The sequence below is a fragment of the Streptomyces sp. NPDC004051 genome, from assembly GCF_053604275.1.
On sequence record NZ_JBSGHG010000003.1, the window covers coordinates 263,110 to 283,073 of the forward strand.

At 71.7% G+C, this 19,964-nt stretch carries 18 protein-coding genes, 1 tRNA gene and 2 pseudogenes; 7 read left to right on the forward strand and 14 right to left on the reverse strand.

Annotated elements, in window-relative coordinates; all coding sequences use genetic code 11:
* Positions 1-26 precede the first annotated feature (26 nt).
* Positions 27-1,006 (forward strand): annotated as a pseudogene (locus ACWEQO_RS06545) (FtsK/SpoIIIE domain-containing protein); the annotation flags it as partial.
* Positions 1,002-1,219, forward strand: a pseudogene (locus tag ACWEQO_RS06550) (site-specific integrase); the annotation flags it as partial. The pseudogenes ACWEQO_RS06545 and ACWEQO_RS06550, both read left to right, overlap by 5 nt.
* Before the next feature lie 222 nt (positions 1,220-1,441).
* Here ACWEQO_RS06550 and ACWEQO_RS06555 read toward each other — a convergent pair.
* A tRNA-Tyr gene (locus ACWEQO_RS06555) sits at positions 1,442-1,523 on the reverse strand.
* A 252-nt stretch (positions 1,524-1,775) separates the two neighbouring features.
* Between ACWEQO_RS06555 and ACWEQO_RS06560 the strand changes: the two genes are divergently transcribed.
* Positions 1,776-2,264 (forward strand): YajQ family cyclic di-GMP-binding protein, encoded by a 489-nt coding sequence (locus ACWEQO_RS06560; RefSeq protein WP_109381551.1) that lies wholly within the window; start codon positions 1,776-1,778, stop codon positions 2,262-2,264.
* A 156-nt stretch (positions 2,265-2,420) separates the two neighbouring features.
* Here the strand turns inward: ACWEQO_RS06560 and ACWEQO_RS06565 are convergent, their stop codons facing one another.
* Positions 2,421-2,687: a GlsB/YeaQ/YmgE family stress response membrane protein gene (locus ACWEQO_RS06565; RefSeq protein WP_361449803.1), complete on the reverse strand. Its 267-nt coding sequence runs from the start codon at positions 2,685-2,687 to the stop codon at positions 2,421-2,423.
* Between the two features lie 142 nt (positions 2,688-2,829).
* Between ACWEQO_RS06565 and ACWEQO_RS06570 the strand changes: the two genes are divergently transcribed.
* Positions 2,830-4,089: an APC family permease gene (locus ACWEQO_RS06570; RefSeq protein ID WP_452979558.1), complete on the forward strand. Its 1,260-nt coding sequence runs from the start codon at positions 2,830-2,832 to the stop codon at positions 4,087-4,089.
* Between the two features lie 132 nt (positions 4,090-4,221).
* Here ACWEQO_RS06570 and ACWEQO_RS06575 read toward each other — a convergent pair whose 3' ends face one another.
* The 12 genes from ACWEQO_RS06575 to ACWEQO_RS06630 form a co-directional block, all read right to left on the reverse strand.
* On the reverse strand, positions 4,222-4,617 hold the full coding sequence (locus tag ACWEQO_RS06575; RefSeq protein ID WP_361449797.1) for a YccF domain-containing protein: 396 nt from the start codon (positions 4,615-4,617) through the stop codon (positions 4,222-4,224).
* The gene (htpX, locus tag ACWEQO_RS06580) at positions 4,614-5,477 is read right to left on the reverse strand and encodes a zinc metalloprotease HtpX (protein WP_361449794.1); all 864 of its coding nucleotides are present in this window, start codon (positions 5,475-5,477) and stop codon (positions 4,614-4,616) included. Before htpX ends, ACWEQO_RS06575 begins: the two co-directional genes overlap by 4 nt.
* Before the next feature lie 274 nt (positions 5,478-5,751).
* Positions 5,752-7,251: an NADH-quinone oxidoreductase subunit N gene (locus ACWEQO_RS06585; protein ID WP_452979562.1), complete on the reverse strand. Its 1,500-nt coding sequence runs from the start codon at positions 7,249-7,251 to the stop codon at positions 5,752-5,754.
* Positions 7,248-8,846 (reverse strand): complex I subunit 4 family protein, encoded by a 1,599-nt coding sequence (locus ACWEQO_RS06590; protein WP_361449788.1) that lies wholly within the window; start codon positions 8,844-8,846, stop codon positions 7,248-7,250. Before ACWEQO_RS06590 ends, ACWEQO_RS06585 begins: the two co-directional genes overlap by 4 nt.
* 6 nt (positions 8,847-8,852) lie before the next feature.
* A complete protein-coding gene (locus tag ACWEQO_RS06595) occupies positions 8,853-10,847 on the reverse strand; it encodes an NADH-quinone oxidoreductase subunit 5 family protein (protein ID WP_452979566.1) in 1,995 nt (664 codons plus the stop codon).
* Positions 10,844-11,233, reverse strand: coding sequence for an NADH-quinone oxidoreductase subunit NuoK (gene nuoK / locus ACWEQO_RS06600; RefSeq protein WP_361449782.1), 390 nt, complete (start codon positions 11,231-11,233; stop codon positions 10,844-10,846). The genes ACWEQO_RS06595 and nuoK overlap by 4 nt, the downstream gene beginning before the upstream one ends.
* Complete coding sequence (locus tag ACWEQO_RS06605; protein WP_452979570.1) at positions 11,233-11,826, reverse strand: NADH-quinone oxidoreductase subunit J family protein; 594 nt, start codon at positions 11,824-11,826, stop codon at positions 11,233-11,235. The genes nuoK and ACWEQO_RS06605 overlap by 1 nt, the downstream gene beginning before the upstream one ends.
* Positions 11,823-12,455: a NuoI/complex I 23 kDa subunit family protein gene (locus tag ACWEQO_RS06610; protein ID WP_452979573.1), complete on the reverse strand. Its 633-nt coding sequence runs from the start codon at positions 12,453-12,455 to the stop codon at positions 11,823-11,825. The genes ACWEQO_RS06605 and ACWEQO_RS06610 overlap by 4 nt, the downstream gene beginning before the upstream one ends.
* Positions 12,452-13,426 (reverse strand): complex I subunit 1/NuoH family protein, encoded by a 975-nt coding sequence (locus ACWEQO_RS06615; RefSeq protein WP_361449773.1) that lies wholly within the window; start codon positions 13,424-13,426, stop codon positions 12,452-12,454. The genes ACWEQO_RS06610 and ACWEQO_RS06615 overlap by 4 nt, the downstream gene beginning before the upstream one ends.
* The gene (locus tag ACWEQO_RS06620; protein ID WP_452979577.1) at positions 13,426-14,685 is read right to left on the reverse strand and encodes an NADH-quinone oxidoreductase subunit C; all 1,260 of its coding nucleotides are present in this window, start codon (positions 14,683-14,685) and stop codon (positions 13,426-13,428) included. The genes ACWEQO_RS06615 and ACWEQO_RS06620 overlap by 1 nt, the downstream gene beginning before the upstream one ends.
* A complete protein-coding gene (locus ACWEQO_RS06625) occupies positions 14,682-15,401 on the reverse strand; it encodes an NADH-quinone oxidoreductase subunit B (protein WP_361449767.1) in 720 nt (239 codons plus the stop codon). The genes ACWEQO_RS06620 and ACWEQO_RS06625 overlap by 4 nt, the downstream gene beginning before the upstream one ends.
* Positions 15,392-15,814: an NADH-quinone oxidoreductase subunit A gene (locus tag ACWEQO_RS06630; RefSeq protein WP_361449764.1), complete on the reverse strand. Its 423-nt coding sequence runs from the start codon at positions 15,812-15,814 to the stop codon at positions 15,392-15,394. The genes ACWEQO_RS06625 and ACWEQO_RS06630 overlap by 10 nt, the downstream gene beginning before the upstream one ends.
* 165 nt (positions 15,815-15,979) lie before the next feature.
* Here ACWEQO_RS06630 and ACWEQO_RS06635 point away from each other — a divergent pair, with 165 nt between their 5' ends.
* From ACWEQO_RS06635 to ACWEQO_RS06645, 3 genes are all read left to right on the forward strand, one after another.
* Entirely contained in the window at positions 15,980-17,185 is a 1,206-nt protein-coding gene (locus ACWEQO_RS06635; protein WP_452979582.1) for a sensor histidine kinase, read from the forward strand.
* 206 nt (positions 17,186-17,391) lie between these two features.
* Complete coding sequence (locus tag ACWEQO_RS06640) at positions 17,392-18,759, forward strand: sensor histidine kinase (protein WP_452979585.1); 1,368 nt, start codon at positions 17,392-17,394, stop codon at positions 18,757-18,759.
* Between the two features lie 296 nt (positions 18,760-19,055).
* A complete protein-coding gene (locus tag ACWEQO_RS06645) occupies positions 19,056-19,715 on the forward strand; it encodes a response regulator transcription factor (protein WP_361449756.1) in 660 nt (219 codons plus the stop codon).
* Positions 19,716-19,964: the final 249 nt, after the last annotated feature.

The window sequence follows — 19,964 nt, forward strand, 5'->3', positions numbered from 1 at the left end:
CAGGCGAAGCGTGTCGCCGCGTGGACACGGTGCGGCTGTGGATCGCCGGCTCAGGGGCGCTGGACGAGCCGATCGGCCCCTCTCCGCCGGTCACGGACGAGACGATCACCGCCGACGGCAAGAAGGTCAAGGCCCCGTGGGGCCGGAACCTGCGCGGGGACGCCGCAGAGCTGAGCGTGTATCAGCGTCACCTGCTCATCACCGGCCGCTCCCACCAGGGCAAGACCACCGCCCTGCGCTCGCTCGCCCTGTGGCTGTCGCTGGACCGCTCCGTGCAGTTCTGGATTGCCGACCTCAAGGGCGTCGGTGACTGGAGCATGTACGACGGCATCGCCGAGGTGCTCGTCGAGGGCCCGTCCGACGACCACGTCATTCAAGCCACCGAGATGGTCGAGAACGCGGTCGAGGGGATGAACCGGCGGATCGAGGTGCGCCGCACCGACCCGAGCGCGACGTTCCCGTCACTCATCATCCTGGCAGACGAAGCGCGGGTGGCGTTCCTGTGCCCCGCCAAGGGCGAGGACGGACGCCCCTACGGCGGCGCCAAGGCCACCTCCCGCTGCTTCATGGCCACCCGCAAGATCCACAACCAGGGCCGGGCGGTCGACGTGCTGCTGTGGCAGGGCACCCAGGGCCCCACCGACCAGAACCTTCCCGAACTCGTCCGCGAGGGCGCCCACCCCCGCGCCTCCCTCGTCCTGGGCACCGAGCCGCAGGCCCGAATGGCGTTGGGGACAAGGCCGTCGACAGCGGCGCCGTCCCCAACCTGCTGCGCCCCGGTCTGGACAAGGGCACCGTGGTGGTCGCCTCCCACGGCATTGCCATTCCGGTCGGCCAGTCCTCCCTCACGGCGCGCACCCACTACATCGACATCGAGACCGCCACCGAGGTGGCCGAACGCGCCAGGCGGCTGCGCGACGGGGTGACCACGCTGCGGGTACTCGACCGCGGCGAGGAGCGGGACCCGCTCACGGACCTCGCGGCCGTGTTCGGCGAGGCGCCGCGGCGGGCTCATCCAGGACACCGGGTACGGCGAAGTCTGGGCCGAGGCTCGCTCGCGAGCGCTCCCCCCCCCGGCGGAATTCGAGTCGGTGTTGGCCGAGCGGCCGTATGACCTTCGTCATGCGGCGGTATCCACGTGGCTCAGCTCCGACGTGGAACCTCAGCTCGTAGCGAGCGCGCCGGCCACAGCGTGGCGGTGCTCTTCCGCGTGTACGCCTAGTTCCTCAAGGACGGAGACGAGGCCGCGGACGCCAGGATCTCCGCACGTCTGGGACAGCACGGGTGACGGGCGGAAAATCCCGTCCACGCTCCGTCCGCGCATCCCGAGGTGGGACGTTCAGACGCGAGACAGAGTGAGACGGTCCGTCAATCACAGCAGCACATGACGAGGGGCCCGTGACCTGCTGTTTCAGCAGGTCACGGGCCCCTCGCTTCTGTGTGGCGGCGCCAGGATTCGAACCTGGGAAGGCTGAGCCGGCAGATTTACAGTCTGCTCCCTTTGGCCGCTCGGGCACACCGCCAAGATTGCCGTTTCGAACCGCCTTGCGGTGGCGCTCCATGGCAACGACGTAAACGATACCTGATGAGCGGGGGTGCTTCGCCACCCGATTGATCACCGCCCGGAAGCCCGGGGGTGACTAGGCTTGTGCGGATGGCGGCCCGGGACCGATGCCGGGCCCGAGGGCCGCCCCCGTATGCCGGTAGCCGGTACGCATCCGGGTCGCAGCCCGATCGCGGCCCGATACGGACCCTGATACAAGGAGCCACAGGACATGGCCGACTCCAGTTTCGACATCGTCTCGAAGGTCGAGCGGCAGGAGGTCGACAACGCCCTCAACCAGGCCGCCAAGGAGATCTCGCAGCGCTACGACTTCAAGGGCGTGGGTGCCTCGATCTCGTGGTCCGGGGAGAAGATCCTCCTGGAGGCGAACTCCGAGGACCGGGTGAAGGCCGTCCTCGACGTCTTCCAGTCCAAGCTGATCAAGCGGGGCATCTCGCTGAAGGCCCTGGACGCAGGCGAGCCGCAGCTCTCGGGCAAGGAGTACAAGATCTTCGCGTCGATCCAGGAGGGCATCTCCCAGGAGAACGCGAAGAAGGTGGCGAAGCTCATCCGCGACGAGGGCCCCAAGGGTGTGAAGGCCCAGGTGCAGGGCGAGGAACTGCGGGTCAGCTCCAAGAGCCGTGACGACCTGCAGGCCGTCATCGCCCTGCTCAAGGGACAGGACTTCGACTTCGCCCTGCAGTTCGTCAACTACCGCTAGGCGGAAGGGTCATGGGCGTGGGGTGAGGGCGGGCGTGGGCTCTCGCCGGTGACGTCCGTGGGTGACGCGTGCGTGTCGCGCACCGCGTGTGTGAGGAGGGCGGGTGCCTTGGTGCGCCCGCCCTCCTCGTCCGTCGGACGGGTCTCCGGGGCGCAGTCAGTCGCGTGAGTGGCCGAACAGGATGCGGTAGGCGACCAGGAGGACCAGTGAGCCGCCGATCGCGGCGGCCCAGGTGGCGCCGTCGTAGAAGTCCTTGGTGATCGGGTGGTCGAGCCAGCGGGCCGATATCCAGCCGCCGATGAACGCACCGGCGACGCCGATCAGGGTCGTGCCGATGAAGCCGCCCGGATCGCGGCCCGGGAGCAGGAACTTCGCGATCGCTCCGGCCAGCAGCCCCAGAATGATCCAGCTGATGATCGTCATACCGTGAACCCTGCCCCTCTCGCTCCGTGCTCTCACCTGCTCCGGCCGGTGCGTCCGGTCCAGGTGGGTGTTCGTGCTGTCTTGGTGTGGAGGACGCCGCCCGTACATGTGACGGTTGCCGTGATCAGTAGGGTGCGATCCCATGACCTCCCACTCCGGTTCCGAACTGCGCCGCACGCTCGGCGTGGGCGACGCCGTCGTCATCGGTCTCGGCTCCATGGTGGGGGCCGGGATCTTCGCCGCCCTGGCGCCCGCCGCGCAGGCGGCGGGATCCGGGTTGCTCCTCGGGCTGGCGGTCGCCGCCGTGGTCGCCTACTGCAACGCCACGTCCTCGGCCCGCCTCGCCGCCCGGTATCCGGCCTCCGGCGGCACCTACGTCTACGGGCGGGAACGGCTGGGGGAGTTCTGGGGCTATCTCGCGGGCTGGGCGTTCGTGGTCGGGAAGACCGCCTCCTGTGCGGCGATGGCGCTCACCGTCGGCGCGTACGTCTGGCCGGGGCCGGCCCACGCCGTGGCGGTCGCCGCCGTCGTGGCGCTGACCGCGGTGAACTACGGCGGTGTGCAGAAGTCGGCGTGGCTGACGCGGGTGATCGTGGCCGTGGTCCTGGCTGTCCTCGCTTTCGTGGTGGTCGTGTCCCTGACCTCGGGGCAGGCCGCTGCCGGGCGCCTGACCGTCGGGGCGTCGGGCGGCGTGGGCGGAGTCCTCCAGGCGGCCGGCCTGCTGTTCTTCGCCTTCGCCGGGTACGCCCGGATCGCGACCCTCGGTGAGGAGGTGCGGGATCCGGCACGCACCATCCCGCGCGCGATCCCGCTGGCGCTGGGTATCGCGCTGGTCGTGTACGCGGCTGTCGCGATCGCCGTCCTTTCGGTGCTGGGGGCGGAGGGACTGGGCGGTGCCGGCGCGCCGCTGGCCGACGCGGTGCGGGTGGCCGGGTTCGCGGAGCTGACGCCGGTGGTACGGGTGGGGGCGGCCGCAGCCGCGCTGGGGTCGCTGCTCGCCCTGATCCTGGGTGTCTCGCGGACCACACTCGCCATGGCCCGGGACCGGCATCTGCCGGGCGCCCTGGCCGCCGTCCACCCCCGGTTCCAGGTGCCGCACCGGGCGGAGCTGGCCGTGGGAGCGGTGGTCGCCGTCCTGGCCGCGACGGTGGACGTACGGGGTGCGATCGGGTTCTCCTCCTTCGGGGTGCTGGCGTACTACGCGGTGGCCAACGCGTCGGCCTGGACGCTTCGTCCGGGGCCGACGGCCCGGGTGCTGCCTGCTCTCGGACTGGCCGGGTGCCTGGTCCTGGCGTTCTCACTGCCCGGGGCCTCCGTGGCCGTCGGCGCGGGAGTGCTGGCGGTGGGCGCGGCGGCCTACGGGGTGCGGCGGTGGCGTGGGTGGGGAACCGCCGGGCGGTAGGGCACCACGAGCAGGGCGCACAGGGCGGGTACGGCGGATGCAGCGAGTACGGCGGGGGAACGGGCCGCCCCGGATGCCGGTGCCGGCCTGCTCCCCCGCCGTACCTCTTCCCGCCCGTACCGCTCCCCCGCGCTACAGGCGGGCTGAGAACGGCTGGTCGGTGCGTACGATCTCGCGGCCCATCGGGAGCAACGAGACGGGGATCAGCTTGAAGTTGGCGATGCCGAGCGGGATGCCGATGATCGTCACGCACAGGGCGATGCCGGTGGCGATGTGGCCGAGGGCCAGCCACCAGCCGGCGAGCACCAGCCACAGCACGTTCCCGATGCAGGAGGGGGCGCCCGCGTCCCGGCGCTCGACCGCCGTGTACCCGAAGGGCCAGAGGGCGTAGACACCGATCCGGAAAGCGGCGATGCCGAACGGGATGCCGATGATCGTGATGCACAGGAGGACGCCCGCGAGCAGGTAGCCGAGGAACAGCCAGAAGCCGCTCAGGACGAGCCAGATGATGTTCAGGATGGTCTTCACTGCGGGCGACCTGCCATCTTCTCGAGTCGGGCGATGCGTTCGGTCATGGGCGGGTGGGTGGAGAACAGCTTCGTGATCCCCTGGCCCGGGCGGAACGGGTTCGCGATCATCATGTGGCTGGCCGTCTCGATGCGGGGCTCGGGCGGCAGGGGGAGCTGTCTGGTGCCCAGTTCCAGTTTGCGCAGTGCGCTGGCGAGGGCAAGGGGATCGCCGGTCAGCTGGGCGCCGGAGGCGTCGGCCTCGTACTCTCTGGAGCGGCTGATGGCCAGTTGGATGAGGGAGGCGGCGAGCGGGCCCAGGATCATGATCAGCAGCATGCCGAGGAGACCGGGGCCGTCGTCGTCGTCGGAGCGGCCGATGGGGATCAGCCAGGCGAAGTTGACCAGGAACATGATCACGGAGGCCAGGGCTCCGGCGACCGAGGAGATCAGGATGTCGCGGTTGTGGACGTGGCTGAGTTCGTGGCCGATGACGCCGCGCAGTTCACGCTCGTCCAGCAGGCGCAGGATGCCCTCGGTGCAGCACACGGCGGCGTTGCGCGGGTTGCGGCCGGTGGCGAACGCGTTCGGCGCCTCGGTCGGGGAGATGTACAGGCGTGGCATGGGCTGGCGGGCCTGGGTGGAGAGCTCGCGGACCATGCGGTACAGCCCGGGGGCCTCGAACTCGCTCACCGGACGGGCGCGCATCGCGCGCAGGGCGAGCTTGTCGCTGTTCCAGTACGCGTAGGCGTTGGTGCCCAGGGCGATCACGACGGCGACAACGAGCCCCATGCGGCCGAAGAAGCTGCCGATGACGATGATGAGTGCGGACAGTCCCCCGAGGAGGAGCGCGGTCCTGAGCCCGTTGTGCCGGCGGTGCACGGTACGTCCTCCAAGTCGTGCGGCGGGGGAACCCCGGTTCGCTGATCTTCCTTCTGACCTGCGAGGGCCCCGGGTTGTCCCGGCCTCACGTCCAGTGGACCCTCCCTTACTCGTCAACGCCGGGCGAAGGTCCCCGGTTCCCTTGTGCGCGCGGTGGCGCGTGTAAGCCGTTCGGGTGACGGCAGCGGGGGCGGCGGTGGTGGCGGCGGCTGTGACGCCGTGCTCGCCGCTCGGTCCGGTGGCCGGAACCGGCGGTCTCCTGGCGCCCTGAGCGTCAGAAGAGGCCGGTGTCGGTGAGGCGCAGGATCAGCTGGGGCGCGCCGGACAGGACGATGCCGAGGACTCCGGTGAGGGTGATCGCGGTGGTGAGCGGGACCGGGAAGCGGTGCCCGGCCGGTTCGCCCTCGGGGGCGCGGAACAGCAGTGCCGTCCACTGGAGGTAGTAGACCAGGGCGATGACGACGTTGACGGCCATGACGACGGCGAGCCAGCCGAGTCCGGCGTCGACGGCCGCGGAGAAGACGGTGACCTTGGCGAAGAGGCCGATGAGGCCGGGCGGGAGCCCGGCGAGGCACAGCAGGAAGAAGCCCAGGAGCAGGGCGGTGAGCGGGGCGGAGGCGTACAGGCCGCGGTAGTCGGAGACCCGGTTGAGGGGCCGCGTGCGGCCGACGAGGGCGGCGACGGCGAAGGTTCCGAGGTTCACCGCGCCGTACATGAGGGCGTAGGCGAGCGTGGAGCCGATCGACTTCTCGGCGTCGCCGGAGTACGCGGCGGCGGCGATCGGCACCAGGAGGTAGCCGGCCTGGCCGACGGAGGACCAGGCGAGGAGGCGTACCGCGCTGTACGCGCGCGTGGCCTGCTGTCTGAGGGCGCCGACGTTGCCGACGGTCATGGTGAGGGCGGCCAGCGCGGCGAGCGCCGGACCCCAGACGTCGGCGTACGACGGGAGGGCGACGACGGTGACGAGGATCAGGCCGGTGAAGCCGACCGCCTTGCCGATGACGGACAGGTAGGCGGCGATGGGCAGGGGGGCTCCGACGTAGGTGTCGGGCACCCAGAAGTGGAAGGGGACGGCGGCCGTCTTGAAGGCGAAGCCGACGAGGGTGAGGACGACGCCGGTCTGGGCGAGTGTGTGGAGCTGTCCGTCGACGCTCTGGACGCGCTCGGCGATCAGGGTGAGGTGGAGGGTTCCGGTGGTGGCGTAGAGGAAGCTGACGCCGAGGAGGCTGACCGCGGTGGCGGTGACGGAGGACAGGAAGAACTTCAGGGCCGCTTCGGACGACTTCCGGTCGCCGTGGCGGAGGCCGACCAGGGCGAAGGCGGGCAGGGAGGCGACCTCCAGGGCGACGACGAGGGTCGCGAGGTCGCGGGCGGCGGGCAGCAGTGCGGCGCCCGCGGCGGAGGACAGGAGCAGGAACCAGTACTCGCCGTCGGGGAGCCGTCTGTCGGCGTCCTTGAGGGCGGTGGCCGACAGGAGGGCGGTCAGGAGCGCGCCGCCGAGCACCAGGAACTGGATGACCAGGGTGAAGCGGTCGGCGGTGTAGCTGCACACTCCGGGGTCGCCGACCAGGCAGAACGTGCTGCGGTCGGCGTCGAGGAGGGGCAGCAGCATGAGCGTGGCGGCGGTGAGTCCGGCGACCGCGAGCCAGCCGAGCAGCTGTTTCCTGGCCTCGCTGACGAACAGGTCGGTGACGAGGACGGCGAGTCCGACGAGGGCCGCGATGGTGGGCGGTGCGATGGCCAGCCAGTCGACGGACTGGACGAGGGAGCTCATCGGTTGCCTCCTGCGAGGAGCTGCTGCACGGCCGGGTCGGTCAGTCCGATCAGGGCGCCGGGCCACAGTCCGGTGACGACGGTGAGGACGACGAGCGGGGTCCAGGACGCGAACTCGTGACCGCGGACGTCGGGGAGGGCCGGGGCGTGCTGCGGATCGGCGCCCATGCAGACCCTGCGGACCACGATCAGCAGGTACGCGGCGGTCAGCAGGGTGCCGAAGGCGCCGATCGACATGAAGGTGAGGAAGGCGGGACGGCTGAGTCCGGCGGCGGGTTCGAAGGCGCCGAAGAGGGCCAGCATCTCGCCCCAGAATCCGGCGAGGCCGGGCAGGCCGAGGGAGGCGACGGCGCCGAAGGCGAGCAGCCCGCCGAGGCGCGGTGCCCTGCCGTAGAGGGCGGCGCCGGTCGCCGGGGCGTGCGGGTCGGAGGAGGCGCGGGCCAGGGTGTCGAGGTCGACGGTGCCGGTGCGGTCCTTGAGGGCGCCGACCAGGAAGAAGAGCAGGCCGGTGATGAGGCCGTGGGCGATGTTGGCGAACAGGGCGCCGTTGACGCCGGTCGGGGTCATGGTGGCGATGCCGAGGAGGACGAAGCCCATGTGGCCGACGGAGGAGTAGGCGATGAGGCGTTTGAGGTCGCCCTTGGCGCCTTCCTTGGCGAGGGCCAGACAGGCGAGGGACCCGTAGATGATGCCGACGACGGCGAAGGCGCCGAGGTAGGGCGCGAAGGTGCGGAAACCGTCCGGTGCGACGGGGAGCAGGATCCGTACGAACCCGTAGGTGCCCATCTTCAGCAGGACGCCGGCCAGCAGGACCGAGCCGACGGTGGGGGCGGCGGTGTGGGCGTCGGGCAGCCAGCTGTGCAGCGGCCACATCGGGGTCTTGACCGCGAGCCCGATCCCGATCGCCAGAACGGCGATGACCTGCACGGACACGGTCAGTGACCGGCCGTTGTCAGTGGCGAGTGCCACCATGTCGAATGTGCCCGCCTTGATTCCGATCAGGAGCAGGCCGAGCAGCATGACCACGGAGCCGAGCAGCGTGTAGAGGATGAATTTCCAGGCGGCCTCGGCCCGGCCCTCGCCGCCCCAGCGGGCGATGAGGAAGTACATCGGGATCAGGACCGTCTCGAAGGCGAGGAAGAACAGGATCAGGTCCAGGACGGCGAAGGTCGCGAGGGTGCCGGATTCGAGGACGAGCAGCAGGGCGACGAACGCCTTCGGGGACGGGCCCGCGGGCGGTTCGAAGTAGGTGTACAGCGCGCTGAGGAAGGTCAGCAGCGCGGTCAGGACCAGAAGGGGGAGGGAGATGCCGTCGGTGCCGAGGTGGATCCGTACGTCGAGTGCGGGGATCCAGCTGATGTCGGTCGTGGCCTGCATCTTCGACGGCTGGTCGTGGTCGAAGCCGAGCGCGAGGACGATCGCAGCGATGAGGACGGCGCCGGTGACCGTCACGCCGTGCCGGAGCACGGCCTGGTCGGGTGATCTCCCCTTGAGTCCGGGTGGAGCAGGCAGGAGGGCGGTGGCGGCGCCGAGGAGCGGGCCGACGACGAGGAACGCCAGGAGGAACTGCATCACGGACTCGCTGATATCGATCACGTCTGCTCACACTCCCGTCGCGACGAGGACGACGGCGACCGCGAGGACGACGGTGCCGGCGAGCAGCGCGCTCACATAGGTCTGCAGGTTGCCGGTCTGGGCGCCTCGTACGGCGGTCCCGAGCCACCGGGGCAGCGTTCCCGCGCCGCGTACGTAGGTGTCGACGACCTCTCGGTCGAGGAACCGGACGAGAGAGGCCGCGGCCCGGACGGGGCGGACGAAGAGGGTCGTGTACACGGCGTCGAGGTGGAAGCCGACGGCCGCGTGGCGGTGCAGCGGGCCGAGCAGCAGCCGTCCGGGGTCCGAGGGGTCCGGTGCGTACGCGATGTCCCCGTAGGCGGGTTCGTGACTGGCGACGGCCTCCGCCTCGACCTGCCCGGCGTCGCCGTGCGGGTGGGCGGCGACGGCGCCGAGGGGGGTACGGGCGGCGTGTGCGGTCGTGTGGCGCCAGGTGGCGTAGGTGACGATGCCGCCGACCAGGGCCACGCCCGTGCCGAGCACGGAAGTGGTGAGGGTCGGGGTCAGGTCGTGGCCGTCGAACCAGTCGGGCAGTACGCGGAAGGCGAAACCGCCGAGCGCGAGGGACGGGACGGCGAGCACCCACAGCACGGCGGTCATGGTGAGGGGCTGTCTGCCGTGGTCGGGGACCTCGGTGCCGTGTCCGCGGAAGGCCAGCAGCCACAGGCGCATCGCGTACGCCGCGGTGAGCAGGGCGGTGGCGAGGCCGGAGAGGAGGACGATCCAGCCCACGGCGGCGGAGGTCTGCTCGGTGTGGCCGGTGACGACGTGTTCGGCGGCTCCGAGGACGGCCTCCTTGGAGAAGAAACCGCTGAACGGCGGGATCGCGGCGAGCGCGAGGAGCGCCACGGTCATCGTCCAGTAGGCGTCGGGGACGCGGTCGCGCAGGTGGCTCATGCGGGACATGGCGGCCAGCGAGTTGGTGCCGGCAGCGTGGATGATCACGCCGGCGGCGAGGAAGAGGAGCGCCTTGAAGGCGCCGTGGGACAGGAGGTGGAAGACGGCGGCTCCGCGGTCGCCGAGGGCGAGTGCGCCGGTCATGTAGCCGAGTTGGCCGATCGTCGAGTAGGCGAGGACCCGTTTGATGTCGTCCTGGGCGAGAGCGGCGAGCGCCGAGCCGGCCATGGTGACGGCGGCCATGACGGCGAGGACGGTCATCGCGGCCCGGGATGCCTCGAAGAGCGGAAGGAGGCGGGCGACGAAGTAGACACCGGCGGCGACCATCGTCGCGGCGTGGATCAGCGCGGAGACGGGGGTCGGGCCCGCCATCGCGTCGGGGAGCCAGGTGTGCAGCGGGAACTGCGCCGACTTGCCGGCCACGCCCGCCAGGAGCAGCAGGGCGATCGGTGTGGGGTGGTCGATGCCGCCGTTCGCGACGGCGTCGAGGACGCGGGTGATGCGGAACGACCCGGCGTCGGTGGCCAGGGCGAACAGGCCGATGAGGAAGGGGACGTCGCCGAGCTTGGTGACCAGGAAGGCCTTCAGGGAGGCGGCGCGGGCCTCGGGGGTCTCCCAGTAGTGGCCGACCAGGAAGTAGGAGCAGATGCCCATGACCTCCCAGCCGACCAGCAGCACGATCAGGTCGCCGGAGTAGACGACGAGGAGCATCGCGGAGGTGAACAGGGAGACGAGAGCGGCGTAGGAGGGATAGCGCGGATCGTCGCGGAGGTAGCCGGTCGAGTAGATCTGCACGCAGGTGGCGACGACACCGACGAGCACGGCGGTGAGGGCGGCGAAGCCGTCGATGTACAGGGCGAGTTCGATGGGGACCGAGCCGGTGGGGGTCAGCTCGGTGGCGGCGTCGACGGCCCGGTCGCCTCCCTGGCGCGCGGCGACCGCGGCGGCCGTCACGAGGGAGGCGGCGGTCGGCAGGACGGCGAGCGGGCGGACGAAACCGGGGGCCGTGCGGCCCAGGAGCAGTCCGGCAATCGCACCGAGGAAGGGGAGGAGGGGGACGAGGACGGCGAGGGTGGTCGTGGTCACGCGGTGGCCTCAGCCTTCGTGACGGCCGCCCGGGTCGTGGGGGCGTCGGCGTCGCTGTCGGGGTCGTGGCCCTCGGCGGTGTCGCGGAGCTTGTCGATGTCCGCGGTCCCGCGGCTGCGGTGGACGGCGAGGACGATCGCCAGGCCGATGCCGATCTCGGCCGCGGCGATGGCGATGGTGAACAGGGCGAGGGCCTGACCGGAGTGCAGGGTCTCCTCGGCGGCCTTGCTGAGCCAGACGTCGAAGGCGACCAGGTTCAGGTTGACGGCGTTGAGCATCAGCTCGACCGACATGAGGACCAGGATCGCGTTGCGGCGGGCGAGGACTCCGTACAGGCCGGTGCAGAACAGGAGGGCGGACAGTACGGCGGGATAGGCGAGGTGCATCAGCGTTCCCCCTCCGTGCCGCGCGGGGCGTCCGTCTTCGTGCCCGCCTTCGCCCGGCGGGAGAGGACGATCGCGCCGACGAGGGCGGCCAGGAGGAGGACGGAGAGGGCCTCGAAGGGGAGGACCCAGTGCTGGAAGAGGCTCGCGCCCATCACGTCGGTGGAGCCTGCGGGCGCGCCGTCCAGGTCGATCCAGGTGGTGCGGAAGGCGTCGACGACCACCCAGACCAGGGCGGCGGCTGCGGCGACGGCCACGGCGAGGGCGACCGGGCGGTTGCCGGAGTCGGCGTCCGGGGAGCGGCCGATGGGGGCTCTGGTGAGCATCAGACCGAACAGCAGGAGGACGATGACCGAACCCACGTAGATGAGGACCTGCACCCAGGCGATGAACTCGGCCGTGAGCAGGAGGTACTCGACGGCGAGTCCGCCGAGGGCCACCACCAGCCACAGGGCGGCGTGCACCAGCTGCCGGGTGGTGACGGTGACGACGGCGGCGCCGAAGGTGACCAGGCCGACGAGGAGGAAGGCGATCTCCACACCGGTCGGGGAGAGGAAGCCCTGCGGGGCCGTACCGGCGGCTGCGGCGAGGGTCACGGTTCCTCCCTCTTCGGCTCGGTCGGGCCGGCGGTCGGCGGCTCGGGCTGTGGCCCGGTCTGTGGCCCGGTCTGTGGGTCGGCCTCCGCGGCGGCCTGGGCGGCGGCCAGTCTGTCGGCCGTCTTGCGGGCGGCGGCGAGTTCCTTCGGTTCCTCGGCGGCGGGATCGAGGGCCGGCGGGGCCGGGACCGTCCACATCCACTCGCGGAGCTTGTCGCGTTCGTGGGTGAGGTCGCGGATGTCGGTCTCGGCGTACTCGAACTCGGGTGACCAGAACAGGGCGTCGAAAGGGCAGACCTCGATGCAGATACCGCAGTACATGCACAAGGAGAAGTCGATGGCGAAGCGGTCGAGGACGTTGCGGCTGCGGTCACGGCCGCCGGGTGTCGTCGCCGGGACGGTCTCCTTGTGGGAGTCGATGTAGATGCACCAGTCCGGGCACTCGCGGGCGCACAGCATGCAGACCGTGCAGTTCTCCTCGAACAGGCCGATCACACCGCGGGTGCGGGGCGCGAGGTCGGGCTGGACGTCCGGGTACTGGCCGGTGACGGACTTCTTCGTCATCGTCCGCAGGGTGACGGCCAGGCCCTTGGCCAGGCCGGAGCCGGGGAAGCCAGGAGGGGGTGTCATGACGGGGAGATCACCACCTTGACGACGCCGGTGAGGGCGATCTGGGCGAGGGCGAGGGGAACGAGGAGGGTCCAGGAGAGTTTCTGCAGCTGGTCCTCGCGCAGCCGGGGATAGGTGACGCGGAGCCAGATGACGACGAAGGCGAGGACCGCGGTCTTCAGCAGGGTCCAGACCCAGCCGAGGCCGTCGGCACCCCACGGGCCGTGCCAGCCGCCCAGGAAGAGGACGGTGGTCAGGGCGCACAGGACGACGATCCCGGCGTACTCGGCGAGCAGGAAGAGCGCGAACCGCAGACCGGTGTACTCGGTGTACGCCCCGAAGATGATCTCCGAGTCGGCGACGGGCATGTCGAAGGGCGGACGCTGGAGTTCGGCGAGGCCGGCGACGAAGAAGACGATCGCGCCGACGATCTGCCAGGGCAGCCACCACCACGCGAAGGCGTCGAGGATGCCGACGAGCGAGACGGTGCCGGCCGCCATCGCCACCGAGGCGGCGGCGAGCAGCATCGGCAGTTCGTAGGCGAGGAGTTGGGCGGCGGTACGCAGACCGCCGAGGAGGGAGTACTTGTTGGCGGAGGCCCACCCGGCCATGAGCGAGCCGAGGACGCCGACGCCCATCACCGCGAGCACGAAGAACACGCCCGCGTCCAGCACCTGTCCGACGGCGCCCTCGCCCGGCCCGATCGGGACGGCGAGCAGGACCAGCAGGTACGGCAGGAGGGAGACGGCCGGGGCGAGCTGGAAGACACGGCGGTCCGCGCCGGCCGGAACCACGTCCTCCTTCTGCGCGAACTTCACACCGTCGGCGATGAGCTGGGCCCAGCCGTGGAAGCCACCCGCGTACATCGGGCCCAGACGGCCCTGCATGTGGGCCATCACCTTGTGCTCGGTCTGCCCGACGATCAGGGGGAAGGTGAGGAAGACGACGAAGACGAGCAGGAGTCGCAGGGCGACGTCGAGTACGTCGTTCACTACGGACCTCCTGAGGGGTCGGGGTCATCGGAAGCCGGGGGTTCCGGTTCCGGTTCCTGTTTCGGTTCTTGTTTCGGCCCCGGTTTCGACTGCGGCTCCGGGGCGTCCCCGGGGCGGGGCTCGGGGTCGCGTTCGGATCGGCCGAAGGCGGGACGGGCGTGGTGCCAGGGGGCGTCCGGACTGCGCGGTGCGGCAGCGGGCCCGGAGTCCGACGCCCCGGACCCGTCCGATGCCTCTGTTCCGGTGGGCTCCGGCGGTGTCGCCTCGGCACGCTGGGACGCCGACCCCTCGCTCGCGCTGCGGGTACGACGCGGGGGCCGCGCGGGACGGGCAGGAGGCGCGGTCGGGGTGGCCGGTGCGGTCGTTTCGGGCCGTGCCGCGGTGTCGGCGGCCGGCACTTCGGGGGCCGGCACTTCGGGGGCCGGTGCTTCGGGGGCGGCCCGGTCGGCCCGCTGGCTCGCGGAGCCCTCAGCGGCCGAGCGGGTGCGACGCGGCCCCGTCGCCCGCGCCGTGGGCCGGCCCACGGTCCGGTCCTCGGGGCCGCTCCCGGCCCCTGTCGGGGCGGACTGGCTCGCCGAGCCCTGCGCCGCCGTACGGGTGCGGCGGACCGGGCGTTCGCCGGGAGTGCGCCCCGGGCCGGCGGCCGTCCGGCCCGCGGCGCGGGCCGGAGCCGCGGGGAGCTTGCCCTTCAGGGGGCCCCATTCGTTCGGGTCGGGGACGCCCGGGGGGAGCATCTGGCGGCGCTTCGGGCCGCCGTGCTCGACGCCCGCCGCGGGCTCCCCGGGCTCCTTGGCGCCCGGCCAGGCCTTGGCGACGCGGGCGGCGAGGACGAAGTCCTTGCGCAGCGGGTGGCCCTCGAAGTTGTCCGGCAGGAGCAGGTGGTCCAGGGCCGGGTGGCCGGTGAAGTCGACACCGAACATCTCGTGCGTCTCGCGCTCGTGCCAGGCGGCCCCCGCGTAGACCTCCACGGCGGAGGGCAGCGCCGGGGCGTCGTGCGGGACCGTCGTCCGCAGCAGCAGGCGGCGTACCGGGGAGAGGGCGACGACGTGCGCGGTGACGTACAAGCCGGTGCCGGGCTCGTCGACCGCGCTCAGCCAGTCGAAGTACGTGCAGCCGAGCCGGTCACGGGCGGCCTCCAGGGCGGGGATCCAGGAGGCCGGCGGGACGTCGACGGTCAGGACGTCGTACGACTCCTCGGCCGTGGCCTCCGTACCGAACAGCTCCTCGGCGTCGGCGGGGAGCCAGCCGACCCCGGTCACCGGTCCTCCCCTTCGCCGGACGTCGCCGCACCGGGCTCCCCCGGCGTGGGCGGCTTCACCAGTCCGCTCCGCAGCGCCGCCGCCGACGCGCCCCGGGTGCCCGGGGCGCCCCGCTCGCCCGCCCCGTACCTCTCTCCCAGCGACTCCCGCGCGATCTTCTCCTGGAGCTTCAGGACCCCCTGGAGCAGCGCCTCGGGCCGCGGCGGGCAGCCGGGGACGTAGACGTCGACCGGGATGATCTGGTCGACGCCCTTGGTGACGGAGTAGGAGTCCCAGTACGGGCCGCCGCAGTTGCTGCACGCGCCGAAGGAGATGACGTACTTCGGTTCGGGCATCTGCTCGTACAGGCGCTTCACCGCGGGCGCCATCTTGTCCGTGACCGTGCCGGAGACGACCATCAGGTCGGCCTGGCGCGGCCCCGGCGCGAAGGGGATGACCCCGAGGCGGATGAAGTCGTGACGGGCCATCGACGCGGCGATGAACTCGATCGCGCAGCAGGCGAGGCCGAAGTTGAAGACCCAGAGCGAGTAGCGGCGGCCCCAGTTGAGGATGACCTTCATCGGCTCGGGGGCGAGTCGGGAGAGCGCGCCGAGCCTTCCTGCGCCCTCGGCGGGGAGCACGGCGGGATCCGGCAGCAGCACCGGTTCGGAGCCCGTCCCGGATGCCGCTCCGGGGCCGGCTCCGACGCCCGTCGGGTTGGCGGGGGTCACGTCCATGTCAGGACGCCCTTCTTGTATGCGTACAGCAGGCCGACGGCGAGGAAGCCGAGGAAGATGAACATCTCCACCAGGGTGGTCGCGCCGTAACCGTCGGCGGCGAAGACGGTGGCCCAGGGGAAGAGGAAGATCGAGTCGACCGCGAAGATCACGTAGAGGAAGGCGTAGACGTAGTAGCGGACCTGGGTGTGGGCCCAGCCCTCGCCGACGGGGTCGACCCCGCACTCGTACGTCATGAGCTTCTCGGGGGTGGGGACCACCGGCCGCAGCAGGCGTCCCGCGCCGAAGGCGACGGCGACGAACAGCACACCGACGACGGCGAGCAGCCCGACGACCGCATACGCCTGGAAGTACTCCGCCGCGACGTACTGTGAAGCGATCACGGCCGGATCGACGCCGCTCGGTTCCCGCACGTCCGCCCCTCGCTGTCGACGATCTGTACGCACGGGAGTCTAGGCCCTTATAAGGAGGCCGTAAGCAGCCCGTCGCACCCGGATGTGGGAGGTGGGGATTTCCCCCGTGCATCTCAGGGGCCCACCTCATGGCGCGGGTCCCCCCGGCCGGGCACGCTAAGACCCATGACCGAACCTTTCCCCGCTCCCGACGACCGTCCGCCGCCGGTCCGCCTCGCCTACGACCGGCACACCTGGAAGGAGATCGCCCACCTCCTGGCGAACCTTCCGGCGGCGCTGGTGGGCTTCATCTACGTCACGACCGTGCTGTTCACCGGTCTCGGGCTGACGGTCACGGTGATCGGGTTCCCGCTGCTCGCGGCCGGTCTGGCGGGTGCGCGGTGGCTGGGCAGGGCGGAGCGGGCGCGGGCCAGGGCACTGCTCGGGGTGCGGGTGGAGGAGCCGAGCCCGCTGCCGCTGCGTGGTCCCGGAGGGTTCCTGCCTCGGATGTGGATGGCGTTGAAGGACCCGGTGGGCTGGCGCACGATGCTCTACGAGGCGATACGGCTGCCCTGGGGCATCGTGACCTTCACCGTCACGCTGACCTCGCTGTTCGTGCTGTGGCCGGTGCTGCCGTTCATCGCGCGGGGACTGGCCAACGCGGACCGGGCCATGGTGCGCGGCCTGCTCTCCCCCTCCGACGAACTGGAGCGGCGCATAGCCGAGTTGGAGTCCGACCGGGGCGTGGTGTTCGACACCGCCGCGGCGGATCTGCGGCGCATCGAGCGCGATCTGCACGACGGGGCGCAGGCCCGGCTGGTCAACCTGGCCATGGGGCTGGGTCTGGCCAAGGAGAAGCTGCTGGAGGATCCCGACACGGCGGCGTCGATGGTCGCGGAGGCACACGGCGAGGTGAAGCTGGCGCTGCAGGAGCTGCGGGACCTGGCGCGCGGCATCCACCCGGCGGTCCTGACCGACCGGGGGCTGGACGCGGCCCTGTCGTCGGTGGCCTCCCGCTGCACGGTGCCGGTGAAGGTGACGGTCGACCTCGCCGAGCGGCCGGCCGCGGCGATCGAGGGCATCGCGTACTTCACGGTCTCGGAGCTGCTGCAGAACGTCAGCAAGCACAGCGCGGCGCGTTCGGCCGCGGTCGACGTGTGGCGGGCGGACGGCCGGCTGCTCATCCAGGTGGAGGACGACGGCCGCGGGGGCGCGAGTCTGGACGGCGGTACGGGGATGCGGGGTCTCGCGGAGCGGCTGGGCGCGGTGGACGGCCTGTTCGTCGTGGAGTCGCCGGAGGGCGGCCCGACGACGGTGACGGCGGAGCTGCCGTGGCGGGACCGCTCCGGCGCCCTCGCCGAGGAGGCGCGGGCGGCCCGCCCGCGCCCGTAGGCGACCGACCCGTCCGCGAACGGGGACGAGGCAGAAACAAGGCGGGGACGAGGCGGCGACGAGGCGGGGCGGGGTGTCGTGGGCCGAGAGGGGTGGGGAAAACCCCCCGTCCAAGACTGCGACGTGCTCCATGGTCCGCGGCCCTGCGGCCCAGCAGTCTGGAGACACGACAGCACCGCCGCCGGACGAGGAGAAGGACGACGCCGATGGCCACGGAGTACGGACAGGGCTACGGGCTCGACAGCACGCCCGCAGGGCGGCCCGGGAGGGCCGGTGAGCGGCGGCACCGGCTGCCGGCCGTGCTGCGGGCCCCGGTCGAGGGACGGGCCTGGCGCGAGCTGGGATATGTGCTGCTGGGTCTGCCGATCGGCATTCTGCTCTTCACCTACGCGGTCACGATGGTGTCGCTGGGCGCCGGTCTGCTGGTGACCTTCCTCGGTGTTCCGGTGCTGGCCGCCGGACTCGCCGGATGCCGCGGGTTCGGGGCGTTGGAGCGGACGCGGGCCCGGGGTCTGCTGGGCCTGGACGTGGCCGAGCCGGAGCCGCTGCGGATGAAGCGTCAGGGGTTCGCGGCCTGGATGGGGGCGGTGCTCAAGAGCGGCGCCTCGTGGCGGGCCCTGCTGTACGCGGTGCTGCATCTGCCGTGGGCGACGTTCTCCTTCGTCGTCTCGGTGACCGTCTGGACGATCGGCTGGTCGCTGCTGACGTATCCGCTGTGGTTCTGGGTCTTCCCGATGTACGCCGGTCAGGGCGGGATCCAGCTGTACGGCGACGGACAGCACCGGATCTATCTGGACAATCCCTTCGAGATCACGGTGACCGCGCTGATCGGGCTGCTGTTCACCATCGCCACGCCGTGGATCGTGCGCGCGCTGACCATGGTGGACCGGCTGCTGGTGCACGGTCTGCTCGGACCGTCGCGGCTGGTGACGCGGGTGGTGGAGCTGGAGTCCGACCGGGGCGTGGTGTTCGACACCGCCGCGGAGGATCTGCGGCGCATCGAGCGCGATCTGCACGACGGGGCGCAGGCCCGGCTGGTCAACCTGGCCATGGATCTGGGGCTGGCGAAGGAGAAGCTGCGGGAGGACCCGCGGGCCGCGGCGCACATGGTGGACGAGGCGCACGGCGAGGTGAAGACGGCGCTGCAGGAGCTGCGGGACCTGGCGCGCGGCATCCACCCGGCGGTCCTGACCGACCGGGGGCTGGACGCGGCCCTGTCGTCGGTGGCCTCGCGGTGCACGGTGCCGGTGCGGGTGGAGGTGGACCTGACCGAGCGCCCGGCGCCGGCGATCGAGGGCATCGCGTACTTCACGGTCTCGGAGCTGCTGCAGAACGTCAGCAAGCACGCGCGGGCGAGCCGGGCGTCCGTGGAGGTGTGGCGGACGGAGAACCGGCTGATGGTGCAGGTCGAGGACAACGGGGTGGGCGGCGCCGACGCATCCGGGGGGTCCGGACTCGCCGGGCTGGCGGAGCGGCTGGACGCGGTGGACGGAATCCTGGTGGTGAACTCACCGGCCGACGGCCCGACCCGGGTGACGGCGGAGCTGCCGTGGTGGGCCGAGCGGACGCGATGAGCCGACGGTGAGCAGCGGCTGAGCCGCGCATGAGCTGCGCGTACGAGCAGCGGCTGACCTGCGCGCACGAGGCGAGGCCGAGACACGCACGAGGCACGGCCGAGCAGTGGCCGGGAGCTCCGAGAAGGAGCCGGACGGCAGGTGCGCGGGGGCGGGCGGTGGGCCCGTCCCCGCGCCTTCGTGCGTCGCCCCTCCGCATCACCCACCCGATGCTGGAATGCTGGTCCCGTCAACCGGGCCTGCCGCACGGGCGGGCGCGGAGGAGGGGTGGGGGCCGAGAAGTCGTGGAGGACAGGGTGCGTGTGGTCATCGCCGAGGATTCAGTGCTGCTGCGGGAGGGCCTGACCCGGCTGCTGACCGACCGGGGGCACGAGGTCGTGGCCGGGGTCGGCGACGGTGAGGCGTTGCTCAAGACCATCACCGGGCTGGACGGTCAGGGCGAGCTCCCGGACGTCGTGGTGGCCGACGTCCGGATGCCGCCGACGCACACCGACGAGGGGGTGCGGGCCGCCATCCAGCTGCGCAAGGCGCACCCGGGTGTCGGGGTGCTGGTGCTGTCCCAGTACGTGGAGGAGCGCTACGCCACGGAGCTGCTCGCCGGCTCCAGCCGCGGCATCGGCTATCTGCTCAAGGACCGGGTGGCCGACGTGCGTGAGTTCGTCGACGCGGTGGTGCGCGTGGCCCAGGGCGGTACGGCCCTGGACCCGGAGGTGGTCGCGCAGCTGCTCGGCCGGAGCCGGAAGCAGGACGTCCTCGCGGGGCTCACCCCGCGCGAGCGGGAGGTCCTGGGGCTGATGGCCGAGGGGCGGACGAACTCGGCGATCGCCCGGCAGCTGGTGGTGAGCGACGGGGCCGTGGAGAAGCACGTCAGCAACATCTTCATGAAGCTGGGCCTGTCCCCGAGCGACGGCGATCACCGCCGGGTGCTGGCCGTGCTCACCTACCTCAACTCCTGACCGCCGGGTCCGCTCCCGGCCGAACCGCCGGCGAGCGGACGGCGTCCTTCGGAGTGAGGGGCCGGGGTCCGGCGGCCGGGGTGCGGCCCGTGGGAATCCAGGGAAAAGGGCGGGGCACGTCGGCGCACCGGGACCTCGAAGTCGTGTCCAAGATGCGAATGGCCTGAGGAGGGCGGCCCTTACGGACGTAGGGTTGATCCAGGGACGGCCTGCGGGAGGGCCGGTCCCGGACAGCGCCTCGAGGAGGTC

Bases quoted from the DNA above. Each gene is read 5' to 3' on its own strand.
- ACWEQO_RS06560 (WP_109381551.1), top strand. From the start codon at position 1,776: ATGGCCGACTCCAGTTTCGACATCGTCTCGAAGGTCGAGCGGCAGGAG.
- ACWEQO_RS06565 (WP_361449803.1), bottom strand. From the start codon at position 2,687: ATGACGATCATCAGCTGGATCATTCTGGGGCTGCTGGCCGGAGCGATC.
- ACWEQO_RS06570 (WP_452979558.1), top strand. From the start codon at position 2,830: ATGACCTCCCACTCCGGTTCCGAACTGCGCCGCACGCTCGGCGTGGGC.
- ACWEQO_RS06585 (WP_452979562.1), bottom strand. From the start codon at position 7,251: ATGAGCTCCCTCGTCCAGTCCGTCGACTGGCTGGCCATCGCACCGCCC.
- nuoK (WP_361449782.1), bottom strand. From the start codon at position 11,233: ATGCACCTCGCCTATCCCGCCGTACTGTCCGCCCTCCTGTTCTGCACC.
- ACWEQO_RS06610 (WP_452979573.1), bottom strand. From the start codon at position 12,455: ATGACACCCCCTCCTGGCTTCCCCGGCTCCGGCCTGGCCAAGGGCCTG.
- ACWEQO_RS06625 (WP_361449767.1), bottom strand. From the start codon at position 15,401: ATGGACGTGACCCCCGCCAACCCGACGGGCGTCGGAGCCGGCCCCGGA.
- ACWEQO_RS06635 (WP_452979582.1), top strand. From the start codon at position 15,980: ATGACCGAACCTTTCCCCGCTCCCGACGACCGTCCGCCGCCGGTCCGC.
- ACWEQO_RS06640 (WP_452979585.1), top strand. From the start codon at position 17,392: ATGGCCACGGAGTACGGACAGGGCTACGGGCTCGACAGCACGCCCGCA.